The organism is Butyrivibrio sp. INlla14 (genome assembly GCF_900102515.1).
In the GTDB taxonomy this organism is placed as follows: domain Bacteria; phylum Bacillota; class Clostridia; order Lachnospirales; family Lachnospiraceae; genus Butyrivibrio.
In genome coordinates this window covers 54,426-80,118 of sequence record NZ_FMVS01000003.1, presented here as the reverse complement: position 1 = coordinate 80,118, position 25,693 = coordinate 54,426, and the positions used below count along the sequence as shown (strand labels likewise).

20 protein-coding genes and 1 tRNA gene are annotated in these 25,693 nt (G+C 40.1%); 18 read left to right on the top strand and 3 right to left on the bottom strand.

Going from position 1 to position 25,693, the window contains the following annotated elements; genetic code table 11:
- Window positions 1–20: 20 nt before the first annotated feature.
- The 13 genes from tilS (at window position 21) to BLO53_RS01620 (ending at window position 17,002) form a co-directional block, all read left to right on the top strand.
- Window positions 21–1,427, top strand: a complete 1,407-nt coding sequence (gene tilS / locus BLO53_RS01680) for a tRNA lysidine(34) synthetase TilS (RefSeq protein ID WP_092058630.1) — start codon at window positions 21–23, stop codon at window positions 1,425–1,427.
- A gap of 15 nt (window positions 1,428–1,442) precedes the next feature.
- Window positions 1,443–1,967 (top strand): hypoxanthine phosphoribosyltransferase, encoded by a 525-nt coding sequence (gene hpt, locus BLO53_RS01675; protein WP_026489494.1) that lies wholly within the window; start codon window positions 1,443–1,445, stop codon window positions 1,965–1,967.
- Window positions 1,968–1,993: 26 nt separating this feature from the next.
- Complete coding sequence (gene ftsH, locus BLO53_RS01670) at window positions 1,994–3,853, top strand: ATP-dependent zinc metalloprotease FtsH (RefSeq protein ID WP_092058628.1); 1,860 nt, start codon at window positions 1,994–1,996, stop codon at window positions 3,851–3,853.
- Between the two features lie 204 nt (window positions 3,854–4,057).
- A complete protein-coding gene (locus tag BLO53_RS01665; protein ID WP_092058626.1) occupies window positions 4,058–6,148 on the top strand; it encodes an alpha-glycosidase in 2,091 nt (696 codons plus the stop codon).
- 85 nt (window positions 6,149–6,233) lie between these two features.
- Window positions 6,234–7,097: a class II fructose-1,6-bisphosphate aldolase gene (fba, locus tag BLO53_RS01660; protein ID WP_026489496.1), complete on the top strand. Its 864-nt coding sequence runs from the start codon at window positions 6,234–6,236 to the stop codon at window positions 7,095–7,097.
- A 73-nt stretch (window positions 7,098–7,170) separates the two neighbouring features.
- Window positions 7,171–7,674: a GreA/GreB family elongation factor gene (locus BLO53_RS01655; protein WP_026489497.1), complete on the top strand. Its 504-nt coding sequence runs from the start codon at window positions 7,171–7,173 to the stop codon at window positions 7,672–7,674.
- A 26-nt stretch (window positions 7,675–7,700) separates the two neighbouring features.
- Complete coding sequence (locus BLO53_RS01650; protein WP_176757114.1) at window positions 7,701–8,207, top strand: flavin reductase family protein; 507 nt, start codon at window positions 7,701–7,703, stop codon at window positions 8,205–8,207.
- A 30-nt stretch (window positions 8,208–8,237) separates the two neighbouring features.
- Complete coding sequence (locus tag BLO53_RS01645) at window positions 8,238–9,572, top strand: ABC transporter substrate-binding protein (RefSeq protein ID WP_092058622.1); 1,335 nt, start codon at window positions 8,238–8,240, stop codon at window positions 9,570–9,572.
- Between the two features lie 12 nt (window positions 9,573–9,584).
- Window positions 9,585–12,680: an ATP-binding protein gene (locus BLO53_RS01640; RefSeq protein WP_092058620.1), complete on the top strand. Its 3,096-nt coding sequence runs from the start codon at window positions 9,585–9,587 to the stop codon at window positions 12,678–12,680.
- Between the two features lie 71 nt (window positions 12,681–12,751).
- A complete protein-coding gene (locus BLO53_RS01635) occupies window positions 12,752–13,948 on the top strand; it encodes an FprA family A-type flavoprotein (protein WP_092058618.1) in 1,197 nt (398 codons plus the stop codon).
- 27 nt (window positions 13,949–13,975) lie between these two features.
- Window positions 13,976–15,631: a DUF5722 domain-containing protein gene (locus BLO53_RS01630; protein WP_092058616.1), complete on the top strand. Its 1,656-nt coding sequence runs from the start codon at window positions 13,976–13,978 to the stop codon at window positions 15,629–15,631.
- Window positions 15,624–16,862 carry an AAA family ATPase gene (locus BLO53_RS01625; RefSeq protein WP_092058614.1) on the top strand — a complete coding sequence of 413 codons (1,239 nt, stop codon included), beginning with the start codon at window positions 15,624–15,626 and terminating at the stop codon, window positions 16,860–16,862. The genes BLO53_RS01630 and BLO53_RS01625 overlap by 8 nt, the downstream gene beginning before the upstream one ends.
- A gap of 66 nt (window positions 16,863–16,928) precedes the next feature.
- Window positions 16,929–17,002: transfer RNA gene (locus BLO53_RS01620), tRNA-Pro, on the top strand.
- Window positions 17,003–17,937: 935 nt separating this feature from the next.
- Here BLO53_RS01620 and BLO53_RS01610 read toward each other — a convergent pair.
- The 3 genes from BLO53_RS01610 to BLO53_RS19425 are packed head-to-tail and all read right to left on the bottom strand — an operon-like array spanning window position 17,938 to window position 19,525.
- Window positions 17,938–18,351, bottom strand: coding sequence for a DUF6608 family protein (locus BLO53_RS01610; protein WP_092058610.1), 414 nt, complete (start codon window positions 18,349–18,351; stop codon window positions 17,938–17,940).
- On the bottom strand, window positions 18,338–18,802 hold the full coding sequence (locus BLO53_RS01605) for a LytTR family DNA-binding domain-containing protein (protein ID WP_092058608.1): 465 nt from the start codon (window positions 18,800–18,802) through the stop codon (window positions 18,338–18,340). Before BLO53_RS01605 ends, BLO53_RS01610 begins: the two co-directional genes overlap by 14 nt.
- A gap of 9 nt (window positions 18,803–18,811) precedes the next feature.
- A complete protein-coding gene (locus BLO53_RS19425; protein ID WP_207648454.1) occupies window positions 18,812–19,525 on the bottom strand; it encodes a hypothetical protein in 714 nt (237 codons plus the stop codon).
- 271 nt (window positions 19,526–19,796) lie between these two features.
- On the opposite strand from BLO53_RS19425, the gene BLO53_RS01595 reads away from it, so the two are divergent.
- The 5 genes from BLO53_RS01595 (at window position 19,797) to BLO53_RS01575 (ending at window position 25,693) form a co-directional block, all read left to right on the top strand.
- The gene (locus BLO53_RS01595) at window positions 19,797–21,089 is read left to right on the top strand and encodes an erythromycin esterase family protein (RefSeq protein WP_176757113.1); all 1,293 of its coding nucleotides are present in this window, start codon (window positions 19,797–19,799) and stop codon (window positions 21,087–21,089) included.
- Between the two features lie 105 nt (window positions 21,090–21,194).
- Window positions 21,195–21,872 carry a response regulator transcription factor gene (locus BLO53_RS01590; protein WP_092058884.1) on the top strand — a complete coding sequence of 226 codons (678 nt, stop codon included), beginning with the start codon at window positions 21,195–21,197 and terminating at the stop codon, window positions 21,870–21,872.
- Window positions 21,859–22,776, top strand: coding sequence for a sensor histidine kinase (locus BLO53_RS01585; RefSeq protein WP_242875268.1), 918 nt, complete (start codon window positions 21,859–21,861; stop codon window positions 22,774–22,776). Before BLO53_RS01590 ends, BLO53_RS01585 begins: the two co-directional genes overlap by 14 nt.
- 144 nt (window positions 22,777–22,920) lie before the next feature.
- Window positions 22,921–23,691 (top strand): ABC transporter ATP-binding protein, encoded by a 771-nt coding sequence (locus tag BLO53_RS01580; protein WP_092058602.1) that lies wholly within the window; start codon window positions 22,921–22,923, stop codon window positions 23,689–23,691.
- Window positions 23,681–25,693, top strand: coding sequence for an FtsX-like permease family protein (locus tag BLO53_RS01575; RefSeq protein WP_092058600.1), 2,013 nt, complete (start codon window positions 23,681–23,683; stop codon window positions 25,691–25,693). The genes BLO53_RS01580 and BLO53_RS01575 overlap by 11 nt, the downstream gene beginning before the upstream one ends.

Genomic DNA, 25,693 nt, shown 5'->3' with positions numbered 1-25,693 from the left:
CTTTATTCCTTAGGCATATTATGAATAATTTTGAAAATAAAGTTTATGAGTTTATAAAAGTTAATAATATGATCAATCCCGGAAGCACTGTGCTTGCGGGTTTTTCGGGTGGTGGCGATTCAACTGCCATGCTTCTTGTGCTGCGCGCCCTAAAAAAGGTTCTTAACATTAATATAGTTGCAGTGCATGTAAATCATGGTATCAGGAAAGAGGCAACTGAGGACGAAGCCTTTGTAAAGGCCTTTTGTGCCGAACACGATATAGAGTGTGATTTTTATAATAAAGACATTCCAGCTCTGTCCAAAAAGTGGAAAATGACTGAGGAAGAAGCAGGCAGACGCGCTCGCTACGAAGCATTTGAGGAAACAGCTAAAAGAAAAGGCGCAGACTGTATAGCTGTTGCCCATCATCAAAATGATGTGGCTGAGACACTTCTTATGAATCTTCTAAGAGGGAGCGGGCTTCATGGAGCAGGCGCTATAAGACCGGTAAGAGGAAACATAATAAGGCCTTTTTTATGCGTCACACGAGATGAAATTGAGAAATATTTAAAAGCAAAGAGACAGCTCTTTTGCCATGATAAAACCAATGATGAGAATATCCATACCAGAAACATAGTGAGAAATATTCTCATTCCCAAAATGGAAAAAGATGTTAATAGTAGTGCTGTAGCGCATTTGTGCAGAGCTGCTATTGAGTTTGCCAAGGCAGATGATTATATCCAGAATAGGACTGATGATGCTTTTAAGCAGATAGTCAAAGGAAATAAGAGTAATCTTTTGATAGATCTGAAGGCTTTTAGAGACTGCGATGAGGCTATTAAGGCCAACATTATATTAAAAAGTCTTGAGAAACTCACACCTCACAGAAAAGATATCACGTCAGCCCATGTTGACTCTATACTTGCTCTTTCTTGTGATTCAACCGGAAGTGCCTCTGTGGATCTGCCATATGGGCTTGTTGCACTTAGAAGTTATGATGAACTTACAATAGGAAAAAAGGACATAAAAAAAATACCTGATAAGGCCAAAGAGTTAGAAATACCGCGGGATTTGGATGTGGGTGATAAAATATCATTAGATATTCCAAATTTAGGTGTGGCACATATAAGTATATTGCAATATAATGGTGGGAAACTGTTTCCGTCGTCAGCGTATACTAAATGGTTCGATTATGATAGAATACAAGGAGCTGTTTTTAGATGCCGCAGACCAGATGATTACATCCTTCTAGAGCAGGAAGATGGCCTTCACAAGAAGAAAATAAGCAAGCTTATGACCGATGAGAAGGTTCCACAATCCAAACGGGATGAGATTTATCTCTTGACGGATGGTAGTAACGTTTTATGGGTTCCGGGAGTTAGAATGAGTGGAGCCTATAAGATCAGTGATACAACAGGCAGGATATTAGCTATAAATATTGAATAATGGAGGTTTTTAATAATGGCTGAATCAGTTCGTGTCCTTCTTACAGAAGAGGAAGTGGATAAGAGAATCCAGGAATTAGGAGATATGATTAGCAGGGATTATCAGGGGAAGTCAATTCACCTGGTATGCGTCTTAAAGGGCGGTGTTTTCTTTATGTGTGAGCTTGCTAAGCGTATTACAGTTCCTGTAACTATGGACTTTATGTCAGCTTCCAGTTATGGAAGTGCTACAAAATCCAGTGGAGTAGTTAAGATTGTCAAGGATCTTGATGAACCACTCAAGGACAGAGATGTTCTTATTGTTGAGGATATCGTTGATTCAGGCAGAACTCTTTCATATCTTATAAAGATGCTCGGAGACAGAGGACCATCCAGCATCAAGCTTTGTACATTACTTGATAAGCCAGAGAGAAGAGTCACAGATGTCAAGGTTGATTATACAGGATTTGAAATCCCAGATGAGTTCGTAGTAGGTTATGGCCTTGACTACGACCAGAGATATCGCAATCTTCCTTACATTGGTGTAGTTGAGTTCAATTAATTATCCTTGAAGGGGGTAAGGGGAATTTGAATAAGTCCAGAAGTTTTAATTCGCTGTTCATAATTATTCTGATAATGCTTGCTTTTGTAGTTGTTATGGAATACGGCAGCGGACTACTAAATAATAGTAATGATGTGTACAACGTGACAACACTTACCAGAGATATAGAAGCTGGTCAGGTTGGAAAAGTTGTCATTATGCCAAATGCAGAGACTCCCACTGGATCTGTAAGAGTATTGTTTACTGACGGAAGTGACGAGGTTCTTTTTTACTCAACAGACGTCACAAAGGTAGAAGCTCTTTTGACTGGAACAGATGTGTTATTGGAGGTCAAGGACATACCTTCCGAAAATATACTGATAAACGGTATTATTCCAATAGTAGTTGGTCTTGTTATCATGGTGTTCTTCTTTACAATGATGACTGGAATGCAGGCTGGAGGCGGAACAAATGCCAAGATGATGAATTTTGGCAAGAGTAGAGCCAAAATGTCTACCAGCGAAGAGAATAAGACCAAGCTCGATGACGTAGCCGGACTTAAAGAGGAGAAGGAACAGCTTGCAGAGATCATTGAATTTCTAAAGGATCCTGCCAAGTTCACCAAGGTTGGAGCAAGAATACCTAAGGGAGTTCTTCTTGAAGGTGCTCCTGGTACTGGTAAGACGCTTCTTGCCAAGGCTATAGCCGGAGAAGCAGGAGTTCCGTTCTTTACAATATCAGGTTCAGACTTTGTTGAGATGTTTGTTGGTGTAGGTGCATCAAGAGTTAGAGATCTTTTTGCAGATGCAAAAAAGAACGCACCATGTATCGTCTTTATCGATGAGATAGATGCCGTTGCCAGAAGACGTGGAACCGGTATGGGTGGCGGACATGATGAAAGAGAGCAGACTCTTAATCAGATGCTGGTTGAGATGGATGGATTTGGAACCAACGAAGGAATCATTGTTATGGCGGCTACAAACCGTGTAGATATCCTTGATCCAGCTATCATGAGACCAGGACGTTTTGATAGAAAGATCACAGTTTCCAGACCTGATGTAGGCGGAAGAGAGGAAATTCTCAAGGTACATGCCCGCAATAAGCCACTTTCCGATGATGTTGATCTGAAGAAGGTAGCACAGACTACAGCAGGATTTACTGGAGCTGATCTTGAGAATCTCCTTAACGAATCTGCTATTAATGCAGCCATGGGTAACAGAGGAGTTATCAAACAGGAGGACATAGAGCGAGCATTTATCCAGGTTGGAATCGGTACTGAGAAGCATAGCCGTATCATTTCCGACAAGGAGAAGAAGATCACGGCTTATCATGAGACTGGTCATGCAATCTTGTTCCATGTTCTTCCAGAAGTCGGACCAGTACATACAATATCTATCATTCCTACAGGACTTGGGGCAGCTGGTTATACAATGCCACTTCCTGAAAAGGATGAAATGTTTATTACCAAAAAGAGAATGCTTGAGGATATCATGGTTTCTCTTGGCGGAAGAATTGCAGAAGAGATCATTTTCGGCGACATTACTACTGGCGCTTCAAGTGATATCAAAAAGGCAACTACTGAGGCCAGAAACATGGTTACCAAATATGGCATGTCGGGGAATATAGGCGTCATAAATTATGATGAGAATGAGGAAGATGTATTTATCGGATACGACATTTCTCATTCCAAAAAGCACAGTGAGTTCATGGCGGGGGAAATCGATAAAGAAGTTAAGATGATCATCGATAAATGCTATGATAAAGCTAAGGAAATAATACTTCAGTACGAAGATATACTCCATAGTAGTGCGAATCTGCTGATTGAGAAAGAAAAGATTGGCAGAGAAGAATTTGAAGCTCTCTTTGAGGGGAGAGAAATCATTACTGACGTGGATGTAGAAATATAATTTAGTAATAATGCACAAAAACATACAGCTGTTTTTGACAAATTTGTGAAGTATTAGTCTTTACGCGGGTATGGGTGGATGTTAGTATAATATGCGTAACCCCCCAATACATTATATAGTTTTTTGCTATACCCCATAAGAAAGAAATACCTTCTCTAAAAAGACAGCGTCGTAGCTGTCTTTTTTGCATGTATAGGAAAGAGTATGAACACAAAAGCTTTATTTCATGATATGACCCTGGATTATTTAAGACCAGCGGAACCAGATAAGAATAGAAAGACACAGGTAAGACTTAGAACTGCCGCAGGGGATAAGGTAGAACCTACACTAGTTTGGGGGAATGAGAGACGCAAGATGCGCCTTAGTGAAACTGATGGTGAGTTTGCTTATTTCGACGTGGAAGTGAAGACAGGAAGTGAACCTGTGATGTACTACTTCGAGATAAGTGCTGATGATGGCAATGTTTTGATATACGATAAGAGAGGCTGCAGCAGGAATATCCTTGATAGTATGAAGTTTAAGATATTTCCAGGCTTTTCTACACCATCATGGGCCAAGGGTGCTGTAATGTATCAGATCTTCGTTGACAGATTCTGTAATGGAGATAAGTCCAACGATGTACTGACTGGAGAATATGTTTATAACGGACACAAGAGCATTCATGTTGATGAATGGAGTCAGTATCCTGATTCAAAATGGGATTTTGGAGAATTTTACGGCGGAGACCTTAAGGGTGTAATGGACAAACTTGATTACCTTAAGGACCTTGGAATAGACGTGATCTATTTTAATCCACTTTTTGTTTCTCCATCTTCTCACAAGTATGATACTCAGGACTACGATCATATTGATCCACATTTTGGAGTGATACTTGAGGACGAAGGTGAACTCAATGACGGCTCAGAGGATAATTCAAAGTCCACAAGATATATCAGCAGGGTGACAAGTAAGAGGAATCTTGAAGCCAGTGATGCCCTTTTTGCGCAGCTTGTAGAAGAGGCTCACAAGAGAGGCATAAGAGTAATTCTGGACGGAGTTTTTAACCACTGTGGTTCCTTTAACAAGTGGCTGGACAAAGAGCGTATATACGAAAAGGCCAGCGATTATAAGAAGGGCGCCTATGTGGCTGGCGACAGTCCTTATCATGACTTCTTCTCTTTTAACGGAGGAAACTGGCCATACAATGGAAATTATGATGGCTGGTGGGGTTATGATACCCTTCCCAAACTCAATTATGAAGGCTCCAAGGAGCTTGAAGATTATATAATAAGAATCGGACGCAAATGGGTTTCTCCACCTTACAATGCTGATGGATGGAGACTTGATGTGGCGGCAGATCTTGGCCACTCCAGAGAGTACAATCACAAGTTCTGGAAGAGATTCAGGGCAGAAGTCAAGAAGGCCAATCCAGAGGCTATAATTTTGGCTGAACACTACGGACCAGCAGGCGAGTGGATGCAGGGAGATGAATGGGACACTGTAATGAACTACGATGCCTTCATGGAGCCGCTCACCTGGTTCCTGACTGGAATGGAGAAACATTCAGATGAATTTCAGCCCGCAAGAGTAGGTAACGCAAGAGAGTTCTTTGATACTATGAACTACTGTGGAGGCGAGAATTTCAGCATGCCTTCTCTGTACACTGCTATGAATGAATTGTCTAACCATGATCATTCAAGATTTCTTACAAGAACATCTCAGAAGGTGGGAAGAGTATCAGATCTTATGCCTTCTTCTGCAGAGACAGGAATCAATAAGGGTGTTATGAGAGAGGCTGTCATTGTTCAGATGACATGGCCTGGTGCTCCTACAATATATTACGGAGATGAAGCAGGATTATGTGGATTTACAGATCCAGATAACAGAAGAACTTACCCATGGGGCCATGAGGATAAAGAGATGATAGCCTTCCACAAGGATATGATCGCTATCCACAAGGAATGCCCTGAGCTTATTTCCGGATCTATCAGAGAACTTCTGGCAGATAATAATTTTATCGCCTATGGAAGATTTAATAGAACAGCGGCTGTCATTGTTGCAATCAACAATAATGATTTTGAAGTTACCAAAGAGATAGAGGTATGGCAGACAGGAATCCCAAGGGATGCCAATCTCAGTACTCTTTTATCTTCAGACAATACAGGTTATATCAAAGACGGATCAACTGTAAGAGTCAAGGATGGTGTTCTTACTCTTACGCTTTCAAGAAGATCAGGAATAGTGCTTAGATACAACAGCTTTGCACCTGTGTCAGATGATGAATTCTGGGCAGATAACTTCTTTGATTTTGGCTGATTGTGAAATGATTAACTTTATTTTTTCAGACAACGAGTATATAATGTACTTATCTATAAATTCAACGGAATAAGGGAGAAGAACAATGTTAGTATCCGCAAAAGACATGCTTGTAAAAGCAAAAGAAGGCCACTATGCAGTTGGTCAGTTCAACATCAATAACCTGGAATGGACAAAGTCAATCCTTCTCACAGCAGAAGAGCTTAAGTCCCCAGTTATCCTTGGTGTATCTGAGGGTGCTGGTAAATATATGACAGGTTTTGGTACTGTTGCAGCAATGGTAAAGGCTATGGACGAGAGCCTTGGAATCACAGTTCCTGTAGCACTTCATCTTGATCATGGTACATATGACGGATGTTACAAGTGCATCAAGGCTGGATTCACATCTATCATGTTCGATGGTTCACACTATGACATCGAAGAGAACGTTGCTAAGACATCAGAGCTCGTTAACGTTTCTCACCAGCTTGGTATTTCTATCGAGGCTGAGGTTGGTTCAATCGGCGGCGAGGAAGACGGCGTTGTAGGAATGGGCGAGTGTGCTGATCCAGAAGAGTGTAAGAGAATCGCTGATCTCGGCGTAGATATGCTCGCAGCTGGTATCGGTAACATCCATGGTAAGTATCCAGAGGGATGGCCAGGACTTAGATTTGACGTTCTTGATGCTATTCAGCAGAAGACAGGAGCTATGCCTCTCGTACTTCACGGCGGCACAGGAATTCCTGCAGATATGATCAAGAAAGCTATTTCTCTTGGTGTATCCAAGATCAACGTTAATACTGAGTGCCAGCTTTCATTCGCAGAAGCTACACGTAAGTATGTTGAGGCTGGTAAGGACCTTGAGGGTAAGGGATTTGATCCTCGTAAGCTTCTTGCTCCAGGCGCTGAAGCTATCAAGGCTACAGTTAAGGAGAAGATGGAACTCTTCGGATCAGTTGGAAAGGCTTGATTCGATCAGAACTAGATCAAATTGGGGCGAGGCCGAATGGCTTCGCCCTTTAATTTTTAGGGGGGCGAAACCAATGAACAATGAACTTACACGTAAAGATATTGAGGATATGGAGGCAGAGATCGAGCACCGCAAGATCGTTGTGAGAAAAGAGCTTTTAGAGCATGTCAAGGAAGCAAGAGCTCAGGGAGATTTGTCTGAGAATTTTGAATATTACGCAGCTAAAAAGGCCAAGAATCAGAATGAAAGCCGTATCCGCTTTTTAGAGAGAATGATAAAGACCGCCAAGGTTATTGATGACAACACTACAGAAGATCAGGTCGGAATGAATAAGACAGTCACTGTACATGTTGAGGAAGATGATGTTGATGAAACCTACAAGATTGTTACAACAATGCGTCAGAATTCCCTAAAAGGTCTTATTAGTATAGAATCACCACTTGGAAAACAATTACTTGGACATAAAGTAGGAGACCGTGTTACTATAAAAGTAAGCGATAATTATAGTTATAAAATAACGATAACTAAAATTGAAAACACAGGTCTCACAGAGGACGATAAGATTAGAGATTTCTGATGTTTTCCTTGTTTCTGGAGGTGTATATGCGAGTATTTCAGGACTTTAACCCGGAAGAAGTTGAGCAGGGCGCTTATGTCTTTAGTGGCAGAAGATTTCTTGTAACTGCAGGAGACGGAACAAAGGTCAACACTACAGCAACCTCAAATGGTGGAGTTGGCCAGATGTGGGGGAAACGCGTCACTTTTATTTGTGTCAGGAAAGACAGATACACCAAGGAACTCATTGATGCTTCCGGCGAATACTCGCTTAGCTTTTTAGATAATGAGCAATATAGAGGTGCTATGAAGTACCTCGTAGCCGTTTCAGGCAGGGATGAGGACAAAATAAAGGGTGCAAGACTCAATGTGGGATATTATCAGGGGGTTCCACTTATTGAGGAAGCCAGCAATGTTATTATATGCAGAGTGCTCTATAAGAAAGAAATCGGTGTGGAGGGCTTTATAAAGAGCATTCTCCCAGAGGTAGAGGAAAAAGAAATAGCGGATTATGTAATTTACGTTGGGGAAATCAAGAAGGTATTGATAAGATAACTAGTTTAAAATGTGCTTATTGAGGGGCATATGATAGCAAAAAAAGTTAGAAATATCTTTTCTGTTTTGACCAGCATTTGCGTGCTTTTAGTTGGTGTACTATCAGGATGTGGAAATCCTTATGTACGCTTTGAGGAAGGTGCGCACATTTTAGAAGACTATGAGAACAGTATATCTGAGGAACTCAAATTCTTTGACCCAGATAAAACTGTGCAGATATCAGGATGGCTCGATGAGTCCTGTGTCAAAAATCTAATGGCTTTTCTAGCCGAAGAACACCCGGATTATACATTTGAATACAAATATATATCTAAAAACAGCTACGAACCAATAATAGATGCTGAACTGGCTTCAAAGACTGCCACAAGCATTGTCATGATGACACCCACCATGGCTAAAAAGCATGCAAAGAACAGGTATATAGAAGATCTCTCTGAGTATTGTCAGGACTTTACTGATGAAGGCCGTAATGCCTTTATGTATGGAAATGAGGTTTACGCTGTTCCCTGCACAAGCGATTTTCAGTGTATTTTTTACAATAAAGAAATACTAGATCAAAGTGGGCAAAAGCTTCCGGTTTCCTTTAAAAGCTTTGTGGAACTGTGCGACTTTATGAACTATGAAATGGGCATAAAGCCTATGTCGGCAGGGTTAAAGGACACAGATAAAGTTGCGGATACTGCTTTGGCTCTTTTGGCTTCGGGGTATTTTACCTCAAATGAAGGCAAGAAATTTGGAGGACGCCTGGCTTATGGAAGGGCGTCATTTTATGATGAGATAAGGCCGTATATGTCCAAGTGGCAGGAGCTTTGCATACATAAGGTTTATACAAGGCAAATGTGCATTATGGATGAAGCAGCGGCAATAGATGAATTTGCTTCTGGGAAGAGTTTTATGTACATGGGCGGACTATATGACTACAACAGAATAGTGGAGGCTAATCCAAATATTAAAATGGGCACAATGGCTGTGTATAGTGATTTTGTAGGAAGAGCGGCTCTTATTGGTGGATGTAACTGCGGCTTTGCTGTAAACAGCTTTGCACCCAACATACAGATTGCCAAGGAGGTAGTTGAGTCTATCTCTACAGAAAAAGGTCAGAGAGCCTTGTGGCAGGACAGACAGGGAAGCCAGACGTATCTAAAAGGAGTTGTTTTTGACAATCCAGAGGAATTTGATTCCATAAGACCATTGGAGGATTCGGGACGAATGGTAATGCCATGGAACAGCTGGGGAGATCACAGTAGTGAAATTTATAAAGTTTTTGGCGAGGAACTTCAGAGAGTTGTAATGGGTGATAAGAGTCTTGATTCAGCTTTTAAGTCGATTGATGATAGGGCTGGCAGTATTTTCAAAGAAAACTAAGAGGTCGTTTTTATGAGTGCAAAAAAGCAAAGTCGATGGAGTTTTAGTATAAAGACGCAGTTTAGAGCAATCATAGCTGTGCTTATTGTGGTGCCTATCGTGATACTGGGCATTTATATGTATGTAGTAGCTAGAAATAACCTTATCCAGCAGACTCAGATAGCCATGCAGGGAGATACAGAAGTTATCTCTAATGGTCTGGAGAGCAATTGCAAAAAAGAAAATGATGTAATTAACTTCTTAACTTTTGAAGAGCGATTAAGAGAAACACTTGAGCATGCAAGCAGCAATCCTTATGCCTTGTCTGAAGAGCTAAATATAAATATCGAACCTCTTATCTGGTACTACCTTAGTAGTGATAGTAGTATCGAGTCAATTATTGTGTATTCAGAGCTTATTCCTGCGGATCATCTTGGAGATTTTTTAAAAAAGCCTGCATCTGAGCATGAGAAAAAATGGTATGAGCTTTGCCGAAATGACTATAGCATAATGTGGGTAACTGACGACGCCGGAGGGGTTTATGCGATAAAGGCACTAGTAGATATAGCTACTTCCTCAAAGATTGTTGGTATGGTTGTAGTAAAGATAAGCAATAATGAGTTCTTTTCCCTTATAAATCACGCTGGATACTTGGATAATGGTATTCTTATCTTAGATAAAAACAGAAATATCATAATACATAAAGCTATAGACGATAAAAAGCTTGATACAGAAATATGTCAGGTTGCCATGGGATATGGACTTGATTTCATGGATAACCAGTTCATAAATACGAACGACTATTTTATGGCTTCTTCTGGAAAACTGACTAATGGCTGGAAGCTCTTTTACTATGTAGATAGAAATGAGATCACCTCAGATGTAGTATCAATCCTGATGTCAGACGTTGTGATAGCGGCGATATTGTTCATGCTGTCATTTGTTGTTGCATCGATTTATTCTGAAAAGCTAAGCCGCAGGATAAAGAATTTAAATGAAATAGCTGGCCAGATCAGGAAGGGCAATTTCGCAGTAAATGACAAGGATGGAACCAATGATGAGATTGGTAGCCTCTCCACAGCAATGGTAGGAATGGCAGGCCAGTTAAGCGAGATGGTTGAGGAAATCAACAGACGTAACGAAGAAGACCTTCAGATGAAGGAAAATGATATCCATTATAGAGAATGGCTGTTTGACTTTGTAGTTGAAAAAAATAATGATATCCTGGCAATCATTGATGAAGACAGCATGAAACCAAGTTTTGTAACAGCTAATGTGGAGGATGTTCTTGGTATACCATTAAGTGAAATACAGGATGATATAAGGAATATAGAGAAGGCGCACCTTATAGAAGAGGACAAATACGATACATTTGAAAGTATCATAGAAAATTGCCGTAATAAAGGCGAAGAAATAATACTGGATGAGATAGTGTTTAAAAATGAAAAGACCGGTGACCGCCTGTATTACAGAGGAATTATAGTATGTACAATAGATGATGGTGGAAAGAGAATTGCTCTGGCCCTCTATGACAGAACTCAGGAATTCAAGAGAAATCACCAGCTTCAGGAAGCACTTAGCGCAGCAGAAACTGCTAATAAGGCAAAGACTAGCTTTTTGGCCAATATGTCCCATGATTTCAGGACACCTATGAATGCTATTACAGGCTTTAACCTTCTTATTGACAAACATTCTGATGATCCTGATAAGGTAAAAGAATATACCCACAAGATCAGCCTTGCTTCACAGAATCTTTTGTCACTTCTGAATGATGTTCTTGATATGAGCAAGATTGAAAGCGGTAAGACCACCCTTGATATAGCTGAGCTTCCACTGGGACTATTACTGGAGGAGATAAACTCCGTTATAAGCTTCCAGGCAAAGGCCAAGAATCAGGAGTACGTGGTAACTGTAGGAGCCATGCAGCATGAGATATTCATAGGAGATAAGAAGAGGATAAATGAGATCCTAATGAATATCCTTGGAAATGCTATAAAGTACACGCAAGAAGGCGGAAAGATTGAATTTAATATAAGTGAGTCTGCTTCTTCTTCAGAAGGATTCCAGAATGTGACCTTTGTAGTAAAAGACAATGGAATGGGAATGAAGGCAGAGTATAAGGATAAGATATTTGATGCATTCTCAAGAGAGGAGAAGGGTGCAACCAAGACAATCCAGGGAACAGGGCTAGGAATGGCTATCACAAAGAGCCTTGTAGAACTTATGGGTGGAACCATCAGAGTTGAATCTGAGGAGGGAAAGGGAAGCACCTTCACAGTAAACCTAAGGCTCAAGGCTGTGGAAAGTAAGGATGTGGATTTCTGGAGCGGCCATGGAATTCACTCTATGCTTGTTATTAACAGTGGTATGGAAGAGGATGCCAAGCACAGAAAAGCCTATGAGAAGGATGCATTTTCTGCAGATTGCGCATATTCTGGCTTCGAAGCCATAAAGATGATAGATGATATGGCTGCGGAGAATAAGAACTATGACCTTATTCTGGTGGATGAGACTGTAGAAGATATTGATATTGTTGAGCTAATAAAGAATATACGTGGAAAAGACAAACGAAATAACAGTCTTATCATTGCAGTTGTGGATAACTATGAGAAGCTGGCGGATAAAATAAGAGAAGCTGGTTGTAATGAGGTACTTCAAAAACCAGTATTCAAGGTTAATCTGCGACAGGCTATTGATGATATTACAAAGCTTAATGAAGTCAAAGAAGAAGCAAAGAATCCTCTTGAAGGAATGAGATTCCTGGCAGCAGAAGACAATGATATTAATGCGGATATCCTGACAGAACTTATGGATATGTGCGGAGCCAAGGTCACTAGAGGATGTAATGGTCAGGAAGTTGTGGACATGTTCAAGGCAGCCAATGAGGGAGACTACGACATGATCCTAATGGATATCCAGATGCCTGTAATGAATGGCTATGAAGCGGCAGCAGCTATCAGGGCACTTGGTACAGACTGGTCACAGAGAATCCCTATTATAGCCATGACAGCCAATGCATATGCAGATGATGTACAGCTAGCCTTTGATGCCGGAATGAACGCACATGTAACAAAGCCTATAGACATAAAGGTTGTGGAAAAAACAATTCTTGAATTTAAGAATAAGTAAGGTTTGATTTAAGTCATAAATGTGAGAAAATATTGATAATGTTGAAAAAATAAATTGGCGGAGGTGGAATTGTGAAGGGCGTAAAAAAGATTACGGACGGAATATTCTGGATTGGTGGAAGCGACAAGAGACTTGAGCGCTTTGAAAATATTTTTCCTATACCAGAGGGAGTATCATACAACAGCTATTTTATTGATGATGAAAAGACAGCTGTTTTTGACACAGCAGATATTACAGTGTCAGATCAGTATCTTGAAAATTTAAAGGACAGTCTTGATGGAAGAAAGCTGGATTATCTTGTGGTTCTTCATATGGAACCTGATCACTGCTCACTTATAAGCCTTGTGGCAGGTCTTTTCCCAGAGGTAACAATCGTTGGTAATGCCAAGACATTTACCTTTATGGAGCAGTTCTTCCCTGAATCAGCTTCTTATAACAAACTAGAAGTAAAAGAGGGAGATACGCTTTCTACTGGAAAACATACCTTCCAGTTTGTAAACGCACCTATGGTGCATTGGCCAGAGGTTATGTTTGCTTATGATACAGCTAGCAAGGCTCTTCTAAGCGCCGATGCTTTTGGAACCTTTGGCGCACTTGATGGCGGAATCTTTAGCGATGAGTATGATTTTGAAAAAGATTTTCTGGATTCAGCAAGAAGATATTATGCAAATATTGTTGGAAAATATGGTATGCAGGTTCAGGCAGTACTCAAGAAGGCAGCAGGACTTGATATTCAGATGATTCTGCCTCTTCACGGACCAGTCTGGAGAAAAGATATTGCCTGGTTTATCGATAAGTACCAGAAGTGGAGCACCTATGAGCCAGAGACTGACGATATTGCAATTATATACGGAAGTTTATATGGACACACTGCAAGTGCTGCGCAGGCCCTTGCTTCATGCATCAGGGAAAAGACAAATGCTGATATTAAGGTATTTGATGTTTCAGGAACAGATGTATCATACCTTATTGGCGAAGTATGGCGCTGTAAAAAGCTTGTACTGATGTGCCCGACTTATAACAACGGAATTTATCCACCAATGGAGAGCTTTTTATCAGATATGAATGCTCTTGGAGTGCAGAACAGAGTATTTGCGCTGGCCCAGAACGGCACATGGGCTCCGGTTACAGTTAAACTCATGACTGAGAAGATTTCTACACTTAAAAACGTGACAATTGTAGATGAGAGTCTTACAATAAAAAGTGCACTTCATAAAAATGATCAGGAGAGCCTTGAACGCTTTGCAGATGCAATCATCGGGGCTTGATAACAAATTTATTTTTGGAGGTAGAGTGTGAAAAAGAGTATAAGTATGTTTAAGAAGGTAGTCGCTGTAGTCACTATGGCGGCAGCGATTGCTTGCGGCATAAAGGGAGCTCTTGTCGTTTCCGGCGGCGCAGGACTTGTATCAGAGGCAGCAGGAAGACCTGTGAGCATCACATCCTGCGTGATCCAGGGCGGCAATGTTGTGGTTAACGTATCCTGTTCAAATGTCCCTGCTTCAGATGATGGCAAATTCTATTTGTATTCAGATGAAGTGTATCAGGATGGAACCGTTGGCAAGATCGTGGCTTCTGCAGACAGGGGGAATAATGCCACTTTTTCTTTTCCTCTTGGATATAATTCAGGAGAATCAAATCTGTCTAAAAAGTTCCTGGTTGCTGTAAAGAGCGGCGGATCAATGATTCAGGTAAGTGATGAGCACTACATCACAAACCCTGAGGGAAACGCCTACAAGACAGTTGCCAGAAATGATCACGGCATCAAGGGTATTCTTCCAAATGATGCAAACGCAGCAACATTCAAGGATCTTGGTATTGCGCAGATGGTTTACAACCTCTACATGGGGGATATTGTCTGCCAGGCAACAGATCCAGGAGCAATCTTGTTTAATTACAATGGTGTTGACTATTATTTCAGCAGTGCAGGCCTGGCTCAATATGATGCATTTGTGGGCTTCTGCCGTAGCAACAATTTCCAGCTTACACTTACAATCTTAAATAACAAGACAGCCGCTGGAGCAGATCTTATTCATCCTCTTTCAAGGGATTCACATGTATGCCCAGGCTATGCGATGAACACCAAGGAAGATGGCGGAACTCAGCATCTTAAGGCTATTGCAGCTTTTTTGGCTAACAGATATTCAGGTGGTGCCTACGGTACAGTTGATAACTGGGTTATTGGTAATGAGGTTAATGCCAGAACAGAGTGGTACTACATGAACTCAACAAATCTTGAGCTCAATGTCAGCGAGTATGTGAAGGCATTTAGAATCTTCTACAATGAGATCAAGGCAGTTAATGCCAATGCCAGAATCTACAACTCTATTGATCAGGAGTGGCAGAGAAAATCAAATCCTGGATGTTCACTTTCCAAGGACTTCCTTGATAGATTCAACTACTACATGGTAAGAGAAGGAAACATCGACTGGTCTGTTTCTATTCATCCATACAATGCACCTTTGTTTGACCCATATGCTTGGAAGCAGCAGGCTCAGTACGTTAGCAATAATGTATCAAGTAAGTACATCACAATGGAGAACATTTATGTATTTACTGACTACATAAGCCAGCCAGCGTTCTTAAATCCTGCAGGACAGGTCCGCAACGTTGCTCTTACAGAGATTGGCTATACTTCTGAATTTGGTGAGGATGCTCAGGCCGCTTCTATCGTATATGCATATACAATGGCTGCCAATAATCCTTATATCAAGAGCTTTATCCTCTTTAGGGAAACTGATAATGCTCACGAAATGGAGAGCCATATTGCACAGGGGCTTAAAAACCTTGACGGAACGCCCAAGATGGCTTATAACTACTACAAGGCTATGGGAACTGCACAGCAGGAGACTTACAAGGCTCAGGCTTCAGCTATAATCGGGGCTGACGTTAATTCAATGGTTGCAAATAGAACGTTCCTTACCAGAAACGGCTGGTTTTTAAATGACTAATAAAGATTTAGATAAAGAATTAGAGACACTTAATAAGATTACTAACATGCAGAAAAACCTTCTTGGAAGCGTTTACGATGATTTTTTCAAAGCAGCATCAGAAGTTAATGCTGACAGCATTGATGGATCTGTATTTGACAAGGAATTCGAGCTGAATGCTCCAGAGAAAGAGAAAGAAAAGACACCTGAAAAGATCGAACAGGAGAAAGCAATAGGAGATGCGGCTGATTCCCTTGGAGATGCAATTAAGAACGCTAACAGCGCTCTTGATGAAGCCAAGAATCTTCTTAAGTCTGATCCGGAGATTGCCGGCATAAAGCCCAGGCAGGAAGAAGAGCCCAAGGAGCAGGAGCCAGAGGAAGACCCAATGGAAACTCTGGATAAGCTTATAGGACTTGACAAGATCAAGGATGATGTAAAAGAGCTTACGGCCTTTGTTAAGGTTCAGAAGGCTAGACAGGACCAGGGACTTAAGTCAGTTCCAGTATCATTACACCTTGTGTTTACTGGTAATCCTGGTACAGGTAAGACCACAGTTGCTAGAATTATAGCCAAGATTTACAAGCAGATTGGAGTTCTTTCGAAGGGACAGCTTGTAGAGGTAGACAGATCAGGACTTGTAGCTGGTTACGTAGGACAGACAGCTATCAAAACCCAGGAGCAGATCAAAAAGGCAAAGGGTGGAGTTCTTTTTATTGATGAGGCATATGCTCTTTCACAGAAGGACGACGCTTTCGGTCAGGAAGCAATTGATACTATCCTAAAAGCTATGGAAGATAACCGTGATGACTTTGTTGTTATCGTAGCGGGATACACAGAGCCTATGAAGAAGTTCATAGAGTCTAACCCAGGATTAAAGTCCAGATTCAACAAATATATAGACTTCTCAGACTATAGCATCGATGAGCTTGAGCAGATATTCTACATGAACTGTGACAAGTACGATTACAAGGTTGATGAGGATGTTAAGCATCAGATCAGAGCTCTTATTACAGCCAAGAAGATGGAGAACATCGAGAACTTTGCTAATGCCAGAGAGATCCGTAATCTCTTTGAAGAAATCATAACTAATCAGGCCCGCAGAATCTCCGGAATAGAGAATCCTACTGGAGATGATATGATGACAATTCTGAGGGAAGATCTGGAGGATTTGTCTGTAATATCCAAGACTACGGAAGAACAGGCTGTTGAGAAGACTGTCGATGAGACAGAGGAAAATACATCTATTTGACAATCTTGTGATAAAATAATACAATTTTCAGTGCTGATGCATATTAACATGCATCAGCATCTTTATCGAGGCGTGGCTCAGTTTGGTAGAGCGCTGCGTTCGGGACGCAGAGGTCGCAAGTTCGAATCTTGTCGCCTCGATTCTCAGTTCTAACTTTTTTCTATCTATTTTTTTACCAATGTCTGTAAGCAATGATAAATGATTGACTCAATTTCTTATTTTGCAACTTGCGGTCATATCAAATCAGGTAAACCATTGACTCATTATCCGAAAGTTTCATTAGGAGTCAATCGTCTACGGCTATTTGCTTGACCTATTTTTTATATTTTCATATTGCGGTCAATTAAAATCTCAAAATGTGTTGACTCAAAACACAAACAACCAGAATATGAGTCATTGCACGGTAGAATTTTTAATGACTCATATTAAGCAAAAAGGAAAATGAGTCTGAATTCTGAAAAAAGTCTAGAATTCATAAAACAGAAGGTATTTCATATAAGCATTGGAGAAGAAAGGACCGGAATGAAAGAAAAACTGAAACAGATACTTGATACCTGTCATAAATTTAATTCGGAACATATGATGATGCAGGCATTTGGCCTTTGCGGGTCTTTACGGGGGCTATATTTCTGTATTGTACATCTAGATTATTATTTTCATCAAAAAAGATGAGTGCAATTTTTTGCAGTACATCTTTAATTTTGCTTTCGACAAAAAAGTTGTAGCAATTGAAGGTGAACAATGATTTATCCAGGCATCTTCGATGCAAAACTACATCTGTACGTGAAAAACAAATAAAAAAGATGTAAGAGTATTAGCGTGAACAGGTGCAGTAACGGAGATTTCAACTTTTTGTTACAACTTTTTTGTTAGAAAGAGAATTTTAGATGTATTGGAATTTTTTTACCTTATCCGGATTTCTAAAAAATGCAAAATAGATGTAAATTCAATTCTAAAAGGCCCCAGTCACTCGTTAACGAGCCTTCATTTAATAAAATAAAAACTTACGTACAAAAAAATAACGCCTGAGGTAATTAGATGGTTCATTACCGTAGGTGTTATAATTGCAGAGCCGCTAGTTCAGCTTCTTGAATACTTCATTTGCCTTCTTTATCTCCATAAAGTAGCTTATGTAATAAACTACAGCGCCAATAACATAGGGAATAGTTACAGAGACAAACATGTCGTGGTAAGCGGATGGGGAGTTTTCTGTAAAATGTCCCAATATCCATATGCCCAAAAAGACGAAGCCAATAAGCGCAAGGTACTGTCCGATGACCACTGGGATAAAAGGAAAACGCTGCAGATAATAATGGAGCGATAAAATAAATGTGGCAAGAATAGAAATTCCAAGACACATAAATATATTCTCTGTGTAATTCTTATCTACAAAGCCTGTAATCTTTTCAAGGATAAGTTTTCCACATACTATAAGTGTGAAGGTTACACAGACGATGGATATAAAATTATTTTTGTTAATTAGTTTCATGCTTTTTCTCCTGTATGTGTTTAAGAGCCTGGTAGAATTCTGCCCTGTAGCCTCTGTTCATAACGATGCACTCGTCGTTTTTGAGATATATAAGAGTCCTCATATTGAGGTCCCCCTGAAGGCGTTTTATTTTGTAGAGATTAACTATGCAGGACTTGCTGATGCGCACAAATCCAGCTTCTTTATGGTCATCAATGATATTCTGAAGTGTCTCTTTTACCTCAAGATAGGTGTTACTGGTGTAGCCAAAGGTCTTGCGGTCCACAGTTTCAAAATAAAAAATGGAAGAAAGAGGAAATGTCACCCTCTTCCCATCAGAGATTCCTTCTATGTATTTAAGTGCAGGCCGCAGTCTTTCAAGAACTGCGGCCGTTTCACTATCTATCTCATCGTAATGTAATTCTAGGTAATTTTCGTCAAGATTTTCCTCTTTGGTCTTAAGAAACTTCATTGTAACCCCTTATAAAATAAACATGATGCAGAGGAATAAGTAGGAAAGCTTCAGATTTCTTTTTGTGAGAAGATATGCTCCACCGAATACGAAGCCACCAAATGCTGTATAAATTCCTGTCATCAGAGATCCCTTTGTGAGCCAGTGGCCAAGTCCCCATGTAAGTGCTACTACAATTCCTCCATAGGGAATCTTATCATTTTTAAACCATTTTTCAAACGCATACTGGCCAAAAACAATGATAAGAAGCACGAGGAAAACCTCGAAAAGGTAGTAAATATACTGGAATGTAAAAAGAACTATTCCCTTGCTACTATATTCTTTAAGGACCTTGCTGCCGTCCCAGTCGATCCAAGTAGATATTAGTATGAGTACTGTTCCTGTAACGAGAAGAACCCACTGCAAAAGAGACATCTCTTTTGCGCCCTGTAACAGGCTTTTTTGTTTAAAGTCCTTGATAAGGTTCACATCTGATTTGCGAGCACAATCTTTGACAACATACATTCCGCCAAGGCCCCATACGATGCAGGTCAGTATCCAGTGAAGAATGTTCTGCCATGGAGCATAACTCTTCCAATCACTGTATCCGTATATGTTAAATTCAATAACATAAGTAAGTAAAAGCTCAAAGCCGATTACACCAAAAGTCGATAAAGAGTAGCCGAGGAAATCAAGTCCCTGGAAAAATCTGTTTCTTTTCTTTGTAAGTGTTTGTGTATTCATGGTAAAAACTCCTTTTCAGTAGTGGTTTCATTTGATATACACACATTACCAAGTAGGGGTCTTAGTTACAATAATTTGGGTGCTAAGTTGCAATCAGGAGTGTTTAAGTTGCAATCCCTTACAAAAATGTAAGGTAACTGACAGGAAATGTAAGGCAAATAAAAGGCAGGGCATTTCCTTTTTTGTTACCATTTCATTGTCGGAAAATGTTAAGTCAACATAATACGTGCGGGAAAATATTCCTGATGACACGTTAAAAAGGAGTATGAAAATGAAAGTGTTAAAAAAGATTGGAAAAGTATCATTGATTATTGTATTAGTGATCAGCGCATTGCTGGTTGTAGGACTAAATTATAAGACAGTCCTTGCTATGCATAAGAATAAAACTGTGGTTGAAAGCGCAGTAGCTGTATCGGAAATAGACATACCTGACAGCGTGCAGATTGTAGGTCTTGGAGAGGCAACACATGGAAGCGTGGAATTTCAGGAGTCCAAGCTTGATGTTTTCAAAATGCTTGTGGAAAAAGAGGAATATAGTGCGTTCTGCCTTGAAGCAGACTTCGGAGATTGCCTTAGAGCCAATGAATTTGTTCAGGGCGGAGAAGGTGATGCCAGAGAAATTGCTAATAATCTAAGTTTTAATATATATCACACCCAGCAGATGGCAGATCTTCTTGATTGGATGAGAGAGTATAACGCTTCTGTTTCAGAAGATAAGAAGATAAGATTTTACGGCTTTGACATGCAGAATCCGGAAAAGAGTGTAGAGTACCTATATGACTACATGAAGAACAACAACATTACTGTCAAAGAGACTTCAGAAATTGACTATTTTATTGATGAGAACAGAACTGAGTCCATGACAGAAGATCATGTTAAAAAGGTTAAAGAAGAGCTTGAAGATATCAAAAAAGAGGTAACTTCTTCAGCTGCAAATGATCAGGACTTAGATGTCATTTTCGCTACTAAAGCTGCCGATAATATTGCTACATGTGTTGACTATGTGTTTGCTGATAAGGCTACATTAGCAGCAAGAGATAGGGCAATGGCTGACAATGTATCATGGATTCTTGAGCTTGAAAAGAAAATCGGAGCAGGTAAGATCATGCTTGCAGCTCATGATGGACATATTTCCAAAAAGCCACATAGTATGGTGCAATCTGTAACAATGGGAGGCCTACTTAAAGAAAAATTTGGTGATGCATACTACAGCCTTGGTACAGACTTTTTCAAAGGGAAAACAAATGCAAGAGTAGAAAGCATGATTTCTGATGAGTATAAGAGAAAGGACTTTTTCTTTACTACAGCTGATCCTATAGCTTATCAGGCCAAGTACATGGAAGATAAGAGATTTTATCTGGATTTTGAGAGCATTTCCTCTGAGGATAACAAGGAACTTTATGGCCTGGTTCATTCTAATGTATCAATGGGAACTCTTGGAGAGGCAGTATCAGATATGTATTATCTTGCGCATTTTGCTTACAGAATTGAGATGGCACCAGCTGACCTCTATGATGGAATGATCTACTACTATAGCGTTTCTGCGACTTCACCACAGTACTAAGTGTGCAAAAAAAATATTTCCAGTGATATGTATGTTTTGCTATGCTCGACAACAATCGTTTTTCGAATTAGAATCGAAGAAGACTAGATGATGAAAGGCGAGTGTATGAGAAAAGTATTTATTGTTGAGGATGATGAAATAATAGCAGGGCAGGTTGCCAAGCACCTTGAAACCTGGCAGATGAAGTCATTTAAGGCTCAGGACTTTCAGAATATCATTGGGGAATTTGAGAAAGCGCAGCCCGATATAGTTCTTATGGATTTAAAACTTCCTGCCTATAACGGATTTTACTGGTGCAGCGAGATCAGGAAGATATCCCAGGTTCCCATTGTGTTCCTGTCATCAGCTGATGACAACATGAATATAGTAATGGCCATGAATATGGGAGCGGATGACTTTATTGCCAAGCCCTTTGACCTGCAGGTTCTGACAGCCAAGATCCAGGCAATCCTTCGCAGGAGTTATGGAGAGAGCATTGCAGTTCATGAGCTTGAGGTAAAAAATGTAAGACTAAACCTGGACGATACTTCCGCAAACGTAGGGAACAACAGACTGGATCTTACCAAAAATGAATACCTGATTCTTAAAACCCTGATGGAGCAGCAGGGAAAAGTGGTTTCAAGAGAAACAATCATGGAGAGGCTCTGGGGAGCAGATGAGTTTGTTGACGATAATACACTAACTGTCAACGTTACCAGAATCCGCAAAAAGCTCGATGCTGCCGGAGCTGAGGATTTCATAGCTACCAAGAGAGGAATGGGATACATTGTTGGGGAAGAATAAATTCTGGGAAAAGAATAAAGTGCTCATAGTAACCAATGCATTACTGGCAGCGGTACTCATAATTGCAGGCGTTTTATACAACATAGAAAGCGAATTTCTATTTTATGAAATTAGCTTTCTTTTTCTGCTTACAGTTGTAGCTTCTGTAATTAGTTATAGAAAGAATAAGAAAGATATTTCTGATACTAATACTAAAGACAAAGAAACAGAGGATATAAGGGATACCAGATGGGAACAGATGCGGGAAAAAGAGGACTTTTTTGCTCTGTGGGCTCATCAGATAAAGACTCCGATCGCAGCTCTTAAGCTCCTTTTCCAGGACGAAGAGCCTTCTATCGGAGATTGTAAAAGAGAACTCTTTAAAATAGAAAACTATGTCAGCATGGCTCTTAATTATCTGCGATTTGAGGACATGTCAGGGGATATGGTCCTCGAGAAATGCCAGCTTGAGCCCCTTATCAAACAGGTGGTAAAAAAGTTTTCAACAATCTTTATTTATCAGCATCTGACAGTGGAACTTGAAGATCTTGATAAAGAGATACTAACAGACGAGAAGTGGTTTTCTTTTGCGCTGGAGCAGGTTTTGTCAAATGCGCTTAAATACACAAAGACAGGCGGAATTAAGATCTTTGCAAGAGATAATGCTGGAATCGAAATTGTAATAAGAGATACCGGTGTTGGCATTAAGAGCGAAGACCTTCCAAGAGTATTTGAAAAGGGCTATACCGGCTACAATGGCAGAATCGATAAAAAAGCCAGTGGCCTTGGACTATATATGTGCAAGGGAGTTTGCGATAAACTTGGCCACAAGATCCGTATTGAATCTGAGGTGGGCCGCGGAACTGACGTTATTATCTCAGTTCTGCGAGAGAAGATATCTGCCAGTGATGTAAAGAGATATTGATAGAATTCGATTTTAAAAGTGCCTTAACCTTACAAAAATGTAAGCCAGAACAAAGGAAATGTAAGCCAAATAAAAGGCAGCGCATTTCCTTTTTTGATAACCTTATATTGTCGAGAGACGAGATAAATAGTGGAGGAAAAAACAATGTCAGTTTTAGAAGTAAATCATGTAAAAAAAGTATATAAAACAAGAATGGGTACTGAGTCAGTTACAGCCCTTAAAGATGTTCATTTTAGTGTTGAAAAAGGCGAGTTTGTTGCAATTATGGGAGAGTCCGGAAGTGGCAAGACAACTCTTTTAAATATCCTTGCAAGCCTTGATGTTCCAACAGCAGGTAAGGTTCTGGTAAATGGAAAAGACTTCTCATCACTTAAGGACGGAGAAAGAGCTATCATGAGAAGAAATAACCTTGGATTTATCTTCCAGGACTTCAATCTTCTTGATAACTTCACGATTGAAGACAATATCAAACTCCCACTTGTTCTTGCAGGTGAAGACTATAAGACAATGGATGCAAAAGTCGAGCCTTTGGTAAAAACACTGGGTATAGAGCAGCTTCTTCATAAGTATCCATACGAGGTTTCAGGTGGACAGAAACAGAGAACAGCGGTAGCAAGAGCTCTTATTACTAAGCCTCAGATCCTTCTTGCAGATGAGCCTACAGGAGCTCTTGACTCCAAGGCAGCAACAAATCTCATGCATCAGCTGAGAGATATCCACAAAAGCGGCCAGACAATCCTAATGGTTACCCACAGTAATGTGGCTGCAAGCTACGCCGACAGAGTAATGTTCATAAGAGATGGAGAAGTTTTCCACCAGATCTACAGAGGTCAGATGTCCAGAAGCGAGATGTTGGATAAAATCTGCGATTCAGTGACAGTTCTCATGAGGGGAGGAGAAGAAAATGACCAGTAATCTCCTAGGAAGACTTGCCTTTAACGGTCTTAAGAATAACAAAAAAACTATATTGCCTTACGTTTTAGTAAGTTCAATAACAGTAATGGTTTTCCACATTTTGATGTCGCTTATTTACAGCAGATTTCTTGTAAGTAATGGACATCCAATGTTCTACGGAGCAGACTACATCGTATTATTTTTGCGCTTTGGAAGTATTGCAGTAGCAATCTTCTCAGTAATATTTCTCATGTATGGCAACAGGTTCGTACAGAAGTCAGGTAAAAAAGAAATCGGACTTTATGGAGTTTTAGGCCTTAGCAAGAAAAATGTCAGCAGAGTTCTCCTGATACAAAGCGGCGTTCAGGCGCTATCTGCTATGGTACTAGGGATACTTGCCAGCGTTTTTGTGAATAAACTTGTAGTTCTTTTCCTGTATAAGCTGGTCCACCAGCCTGTTGTAAAGGGAATGGAGTTTTCTCTAAAGGCAACAGTAATTACAGTCGTATTCTTTGGACTTATATTTATCAGCCTCTTTGTTTTCAACCTTTTGGAAGTTCGCCTGGGCAATCCAATCGACCTCTTAAAGAGTGAGAATCTTGGAGAAAAAGAGCCAAAGACAAAGTGGGTTCTACTTGTGATCGGCGCAGTAACTCTTTTTGCAGGTTACTTTATAGCAGTCAATATTGAAAACACATTTTCTGCTATCAGTTCACTCTTTACAGCAATCGTTCTTGTAACTATAGGAACTTATGCGCTGTTCATTGCAGGAACTATATTTGTCCTCAAGATGCTCAAGAAGAATAAAAAATATTATTACCAGACAAAGCATTTTATCAGCCTTTCAAACCTTATTTTCAGAATGAAGCACAACGCTGCGGGACTTGCATCTATATGTATTTTATCCACAGCCGTAATCCTTTTGATGGTGTGCTCAAGTTCTCTTGTAATGCTGGGCGAGCAGAATATAAACAGCATGTATAGGCGAGATATCGTGACCTGGTGTAAAAATGATGGGAGTAAAACCAGCGAAAGCTTAGAAGAATCATTAGATGAAGCCCTTTTGGCGGGAAATGTAGATGGAACAGAAAAAATAGTAAGACTCTACCATGAAGATCTGTGCTTTGCAGATGGAGAAGGACTTTCACCTTTAACCAGAATGACTGCAGATTTCTCACAGATGAGAGTTGTGTATATGATCACAGCCGAACAGTATAATGCATACACTGGTGATAATATAAGCCTTGGCCAGAACGAGATACTCCGCTACAGCTCTGCAGATAAGGTTAAAAAGGGCATCCTTTCAATATTTGATAAGAACTATCAGGTAAAAGAGAAAATTGGAAACGAATGTCTTGTAGAGACCTTTGATCCAGCCATGGGACTATTTTCAAAAGACATAATCGTAGTTTCTGATGAAAAAGAGATTGAGGCTCTCATAGAAGCCAAGAACACTTGTCTAAATGGAGAAAAGGCCTTGCTTGATGGATACGATGGTTGTTATCTTGGATTTAATGTTCCAAAGGATGTTGACAAGAGCAAGGTAGATATTGTCAGAAATGAACTATCTTCTAAACTTGAAAACGCCGAGGTTGGCTACAAGGCAGAAGAACAGAAAGTATTTTACAGTATTTATGGCGGAACATTCTTTGTTGGAATTTTCCTTGCAGCTCTTTTCCTCATCGCAACTGTGATGATAATCTTCTACAAGCAGATGTCAGAAGGCATAGAAGATAAAAAGAGATTTGAAATCCTCTCAAACGCAGGCTTATCCGTCAAGGAAGCAAAAGGCGTCATCAGAAATCAGGTTATGATAATGTTTTTCCTGCCTGCGGTATGCGCAATTATCCACATTATTTTCGCAAGCAGGATATTAAGGCTATTCCTTGCCATGATCCTCTACGTTGACACATTTACTTTCAATCTGGCAATTGCCATTGTAAGTCTCATATTCCTAGGTACTTATGCGCTTGTTTATCATATAACATCAAGGCAGTATTACGAAATTGTATATGGAAAATGA

Excerpts from the sequence above, each read along its gene's own strand:
- tilS (WP_092058630.1), top strand. The coding sequence starts at position 21 with ATGAATAATTTTGAAAATAAAGTTTATGAGTTTATAAAAGTTAATAAT.
- hpt (WP_026489494.1), top strand. The coding sequence starts at position 1,443 with ATGGCTGAATCAGTTCGTGTCCTTCTTACAGAAGAGGAAGTGGATAAG.
- BLO53_RS01665 (WP_092058626.1), top strand. The coding sequence starts at position 4,058 with ATGAACACAAAAGCTTTATTTCATGATATGACCCTGGATTATTTAAGA.
- fba (WP_026489496.1), top strand. The coding sequence starts at position 6,234 with ATGTTAGTATCCGCAAAAGACATGCTTGTAAAAGCAAAAGAAGGCCAC.
- BLO53_RS01655 (WP_026489497.1), top strand. The coding sequence starts at position 7,171 with ATGAACAATGAACTTACACGTAAAGATATTGAGGATATGGAGGCAGAG.
- BLO53_RS01650 (WP_176757114.1), top strand. The coding sequence starts at position 7,701 with ATGCGAGTATTTCAGGACTTTAACCCGGAAGAAGTTGAGCAGGGCGCT.
- BLO53_RS01645 (WP_092058622.1), top strand. The coding sequence starts at position 8,238 with ATGATAGCAAAAAAAGTTAGAAATATCTTTTCTGTTTTGACCAGCATT.
- BLO53_RS01640 (WP_092058620.1), top strand. The coding sequence starts at position 9,585 with ATGAGTGCAAAAAAGCAAAGTCGATGGAGTTTTAGTATAAAGACGCAG.
- BLO53_RS01625 (WP_092058614.1), top strand. The coding sequence starts at position 15,624 with ATGACTAATAAAGATTTAGATAAAGAATTAGAGACACTTAATAAGATT.
- BLO53_RS01610 (WP_092058610.1), bottom strand. The coding sequence starts at position 18,351 with ATGAAACTAATTAACAAAAATAATTTTATATCCATCGTCTGTGTAACC.
- BLO53_RS01605 (WP_092058608.1), bottom strand. The coding sequence starts at position 18,802 with ATGAAGTTTCTTAAGACCAAAGAGGAAAATCTTGACGAAAATTACCTA.
- BLO53_RS19425 (WP_207648454.1), bottom strand. The coding sequence starts at position 19,525 with ATGAATACACAAACACTTACAAAGAAAAGAAACAGATTTTTCCAGGGA.
- BLO53_RS01595 (WP_176757113.1), top strand. The coding sequence starts at position 19,797 with ATGAAAGTGTTAAAAAAGATTGGAAAAGTATCATTGATTATTGTATTA.
- BLO53_RS01590 (WP_092058884.1), top strand. The coding sequence starts at position 21,195 with ATGAGAAAAGTATTTATTGTTGAGGATGATGAAATAATAGCAGGGCAG.
- BLO53_RS01580 (WP_092058602.1), top strand. The coding sequence starts at position 22,921 with ATGTCAGTTTTAGAAGTAAATCATGTAAAAAAAGTATATAAAACAAGA.
- BLO53_RS01575 (WP_092058600.1), top strand. The coding sequence starts at position 23,681 with ATGACCAGTAATCTCCTAGGAAGACTTGCCTTTAACGGTCTTAAGAAT.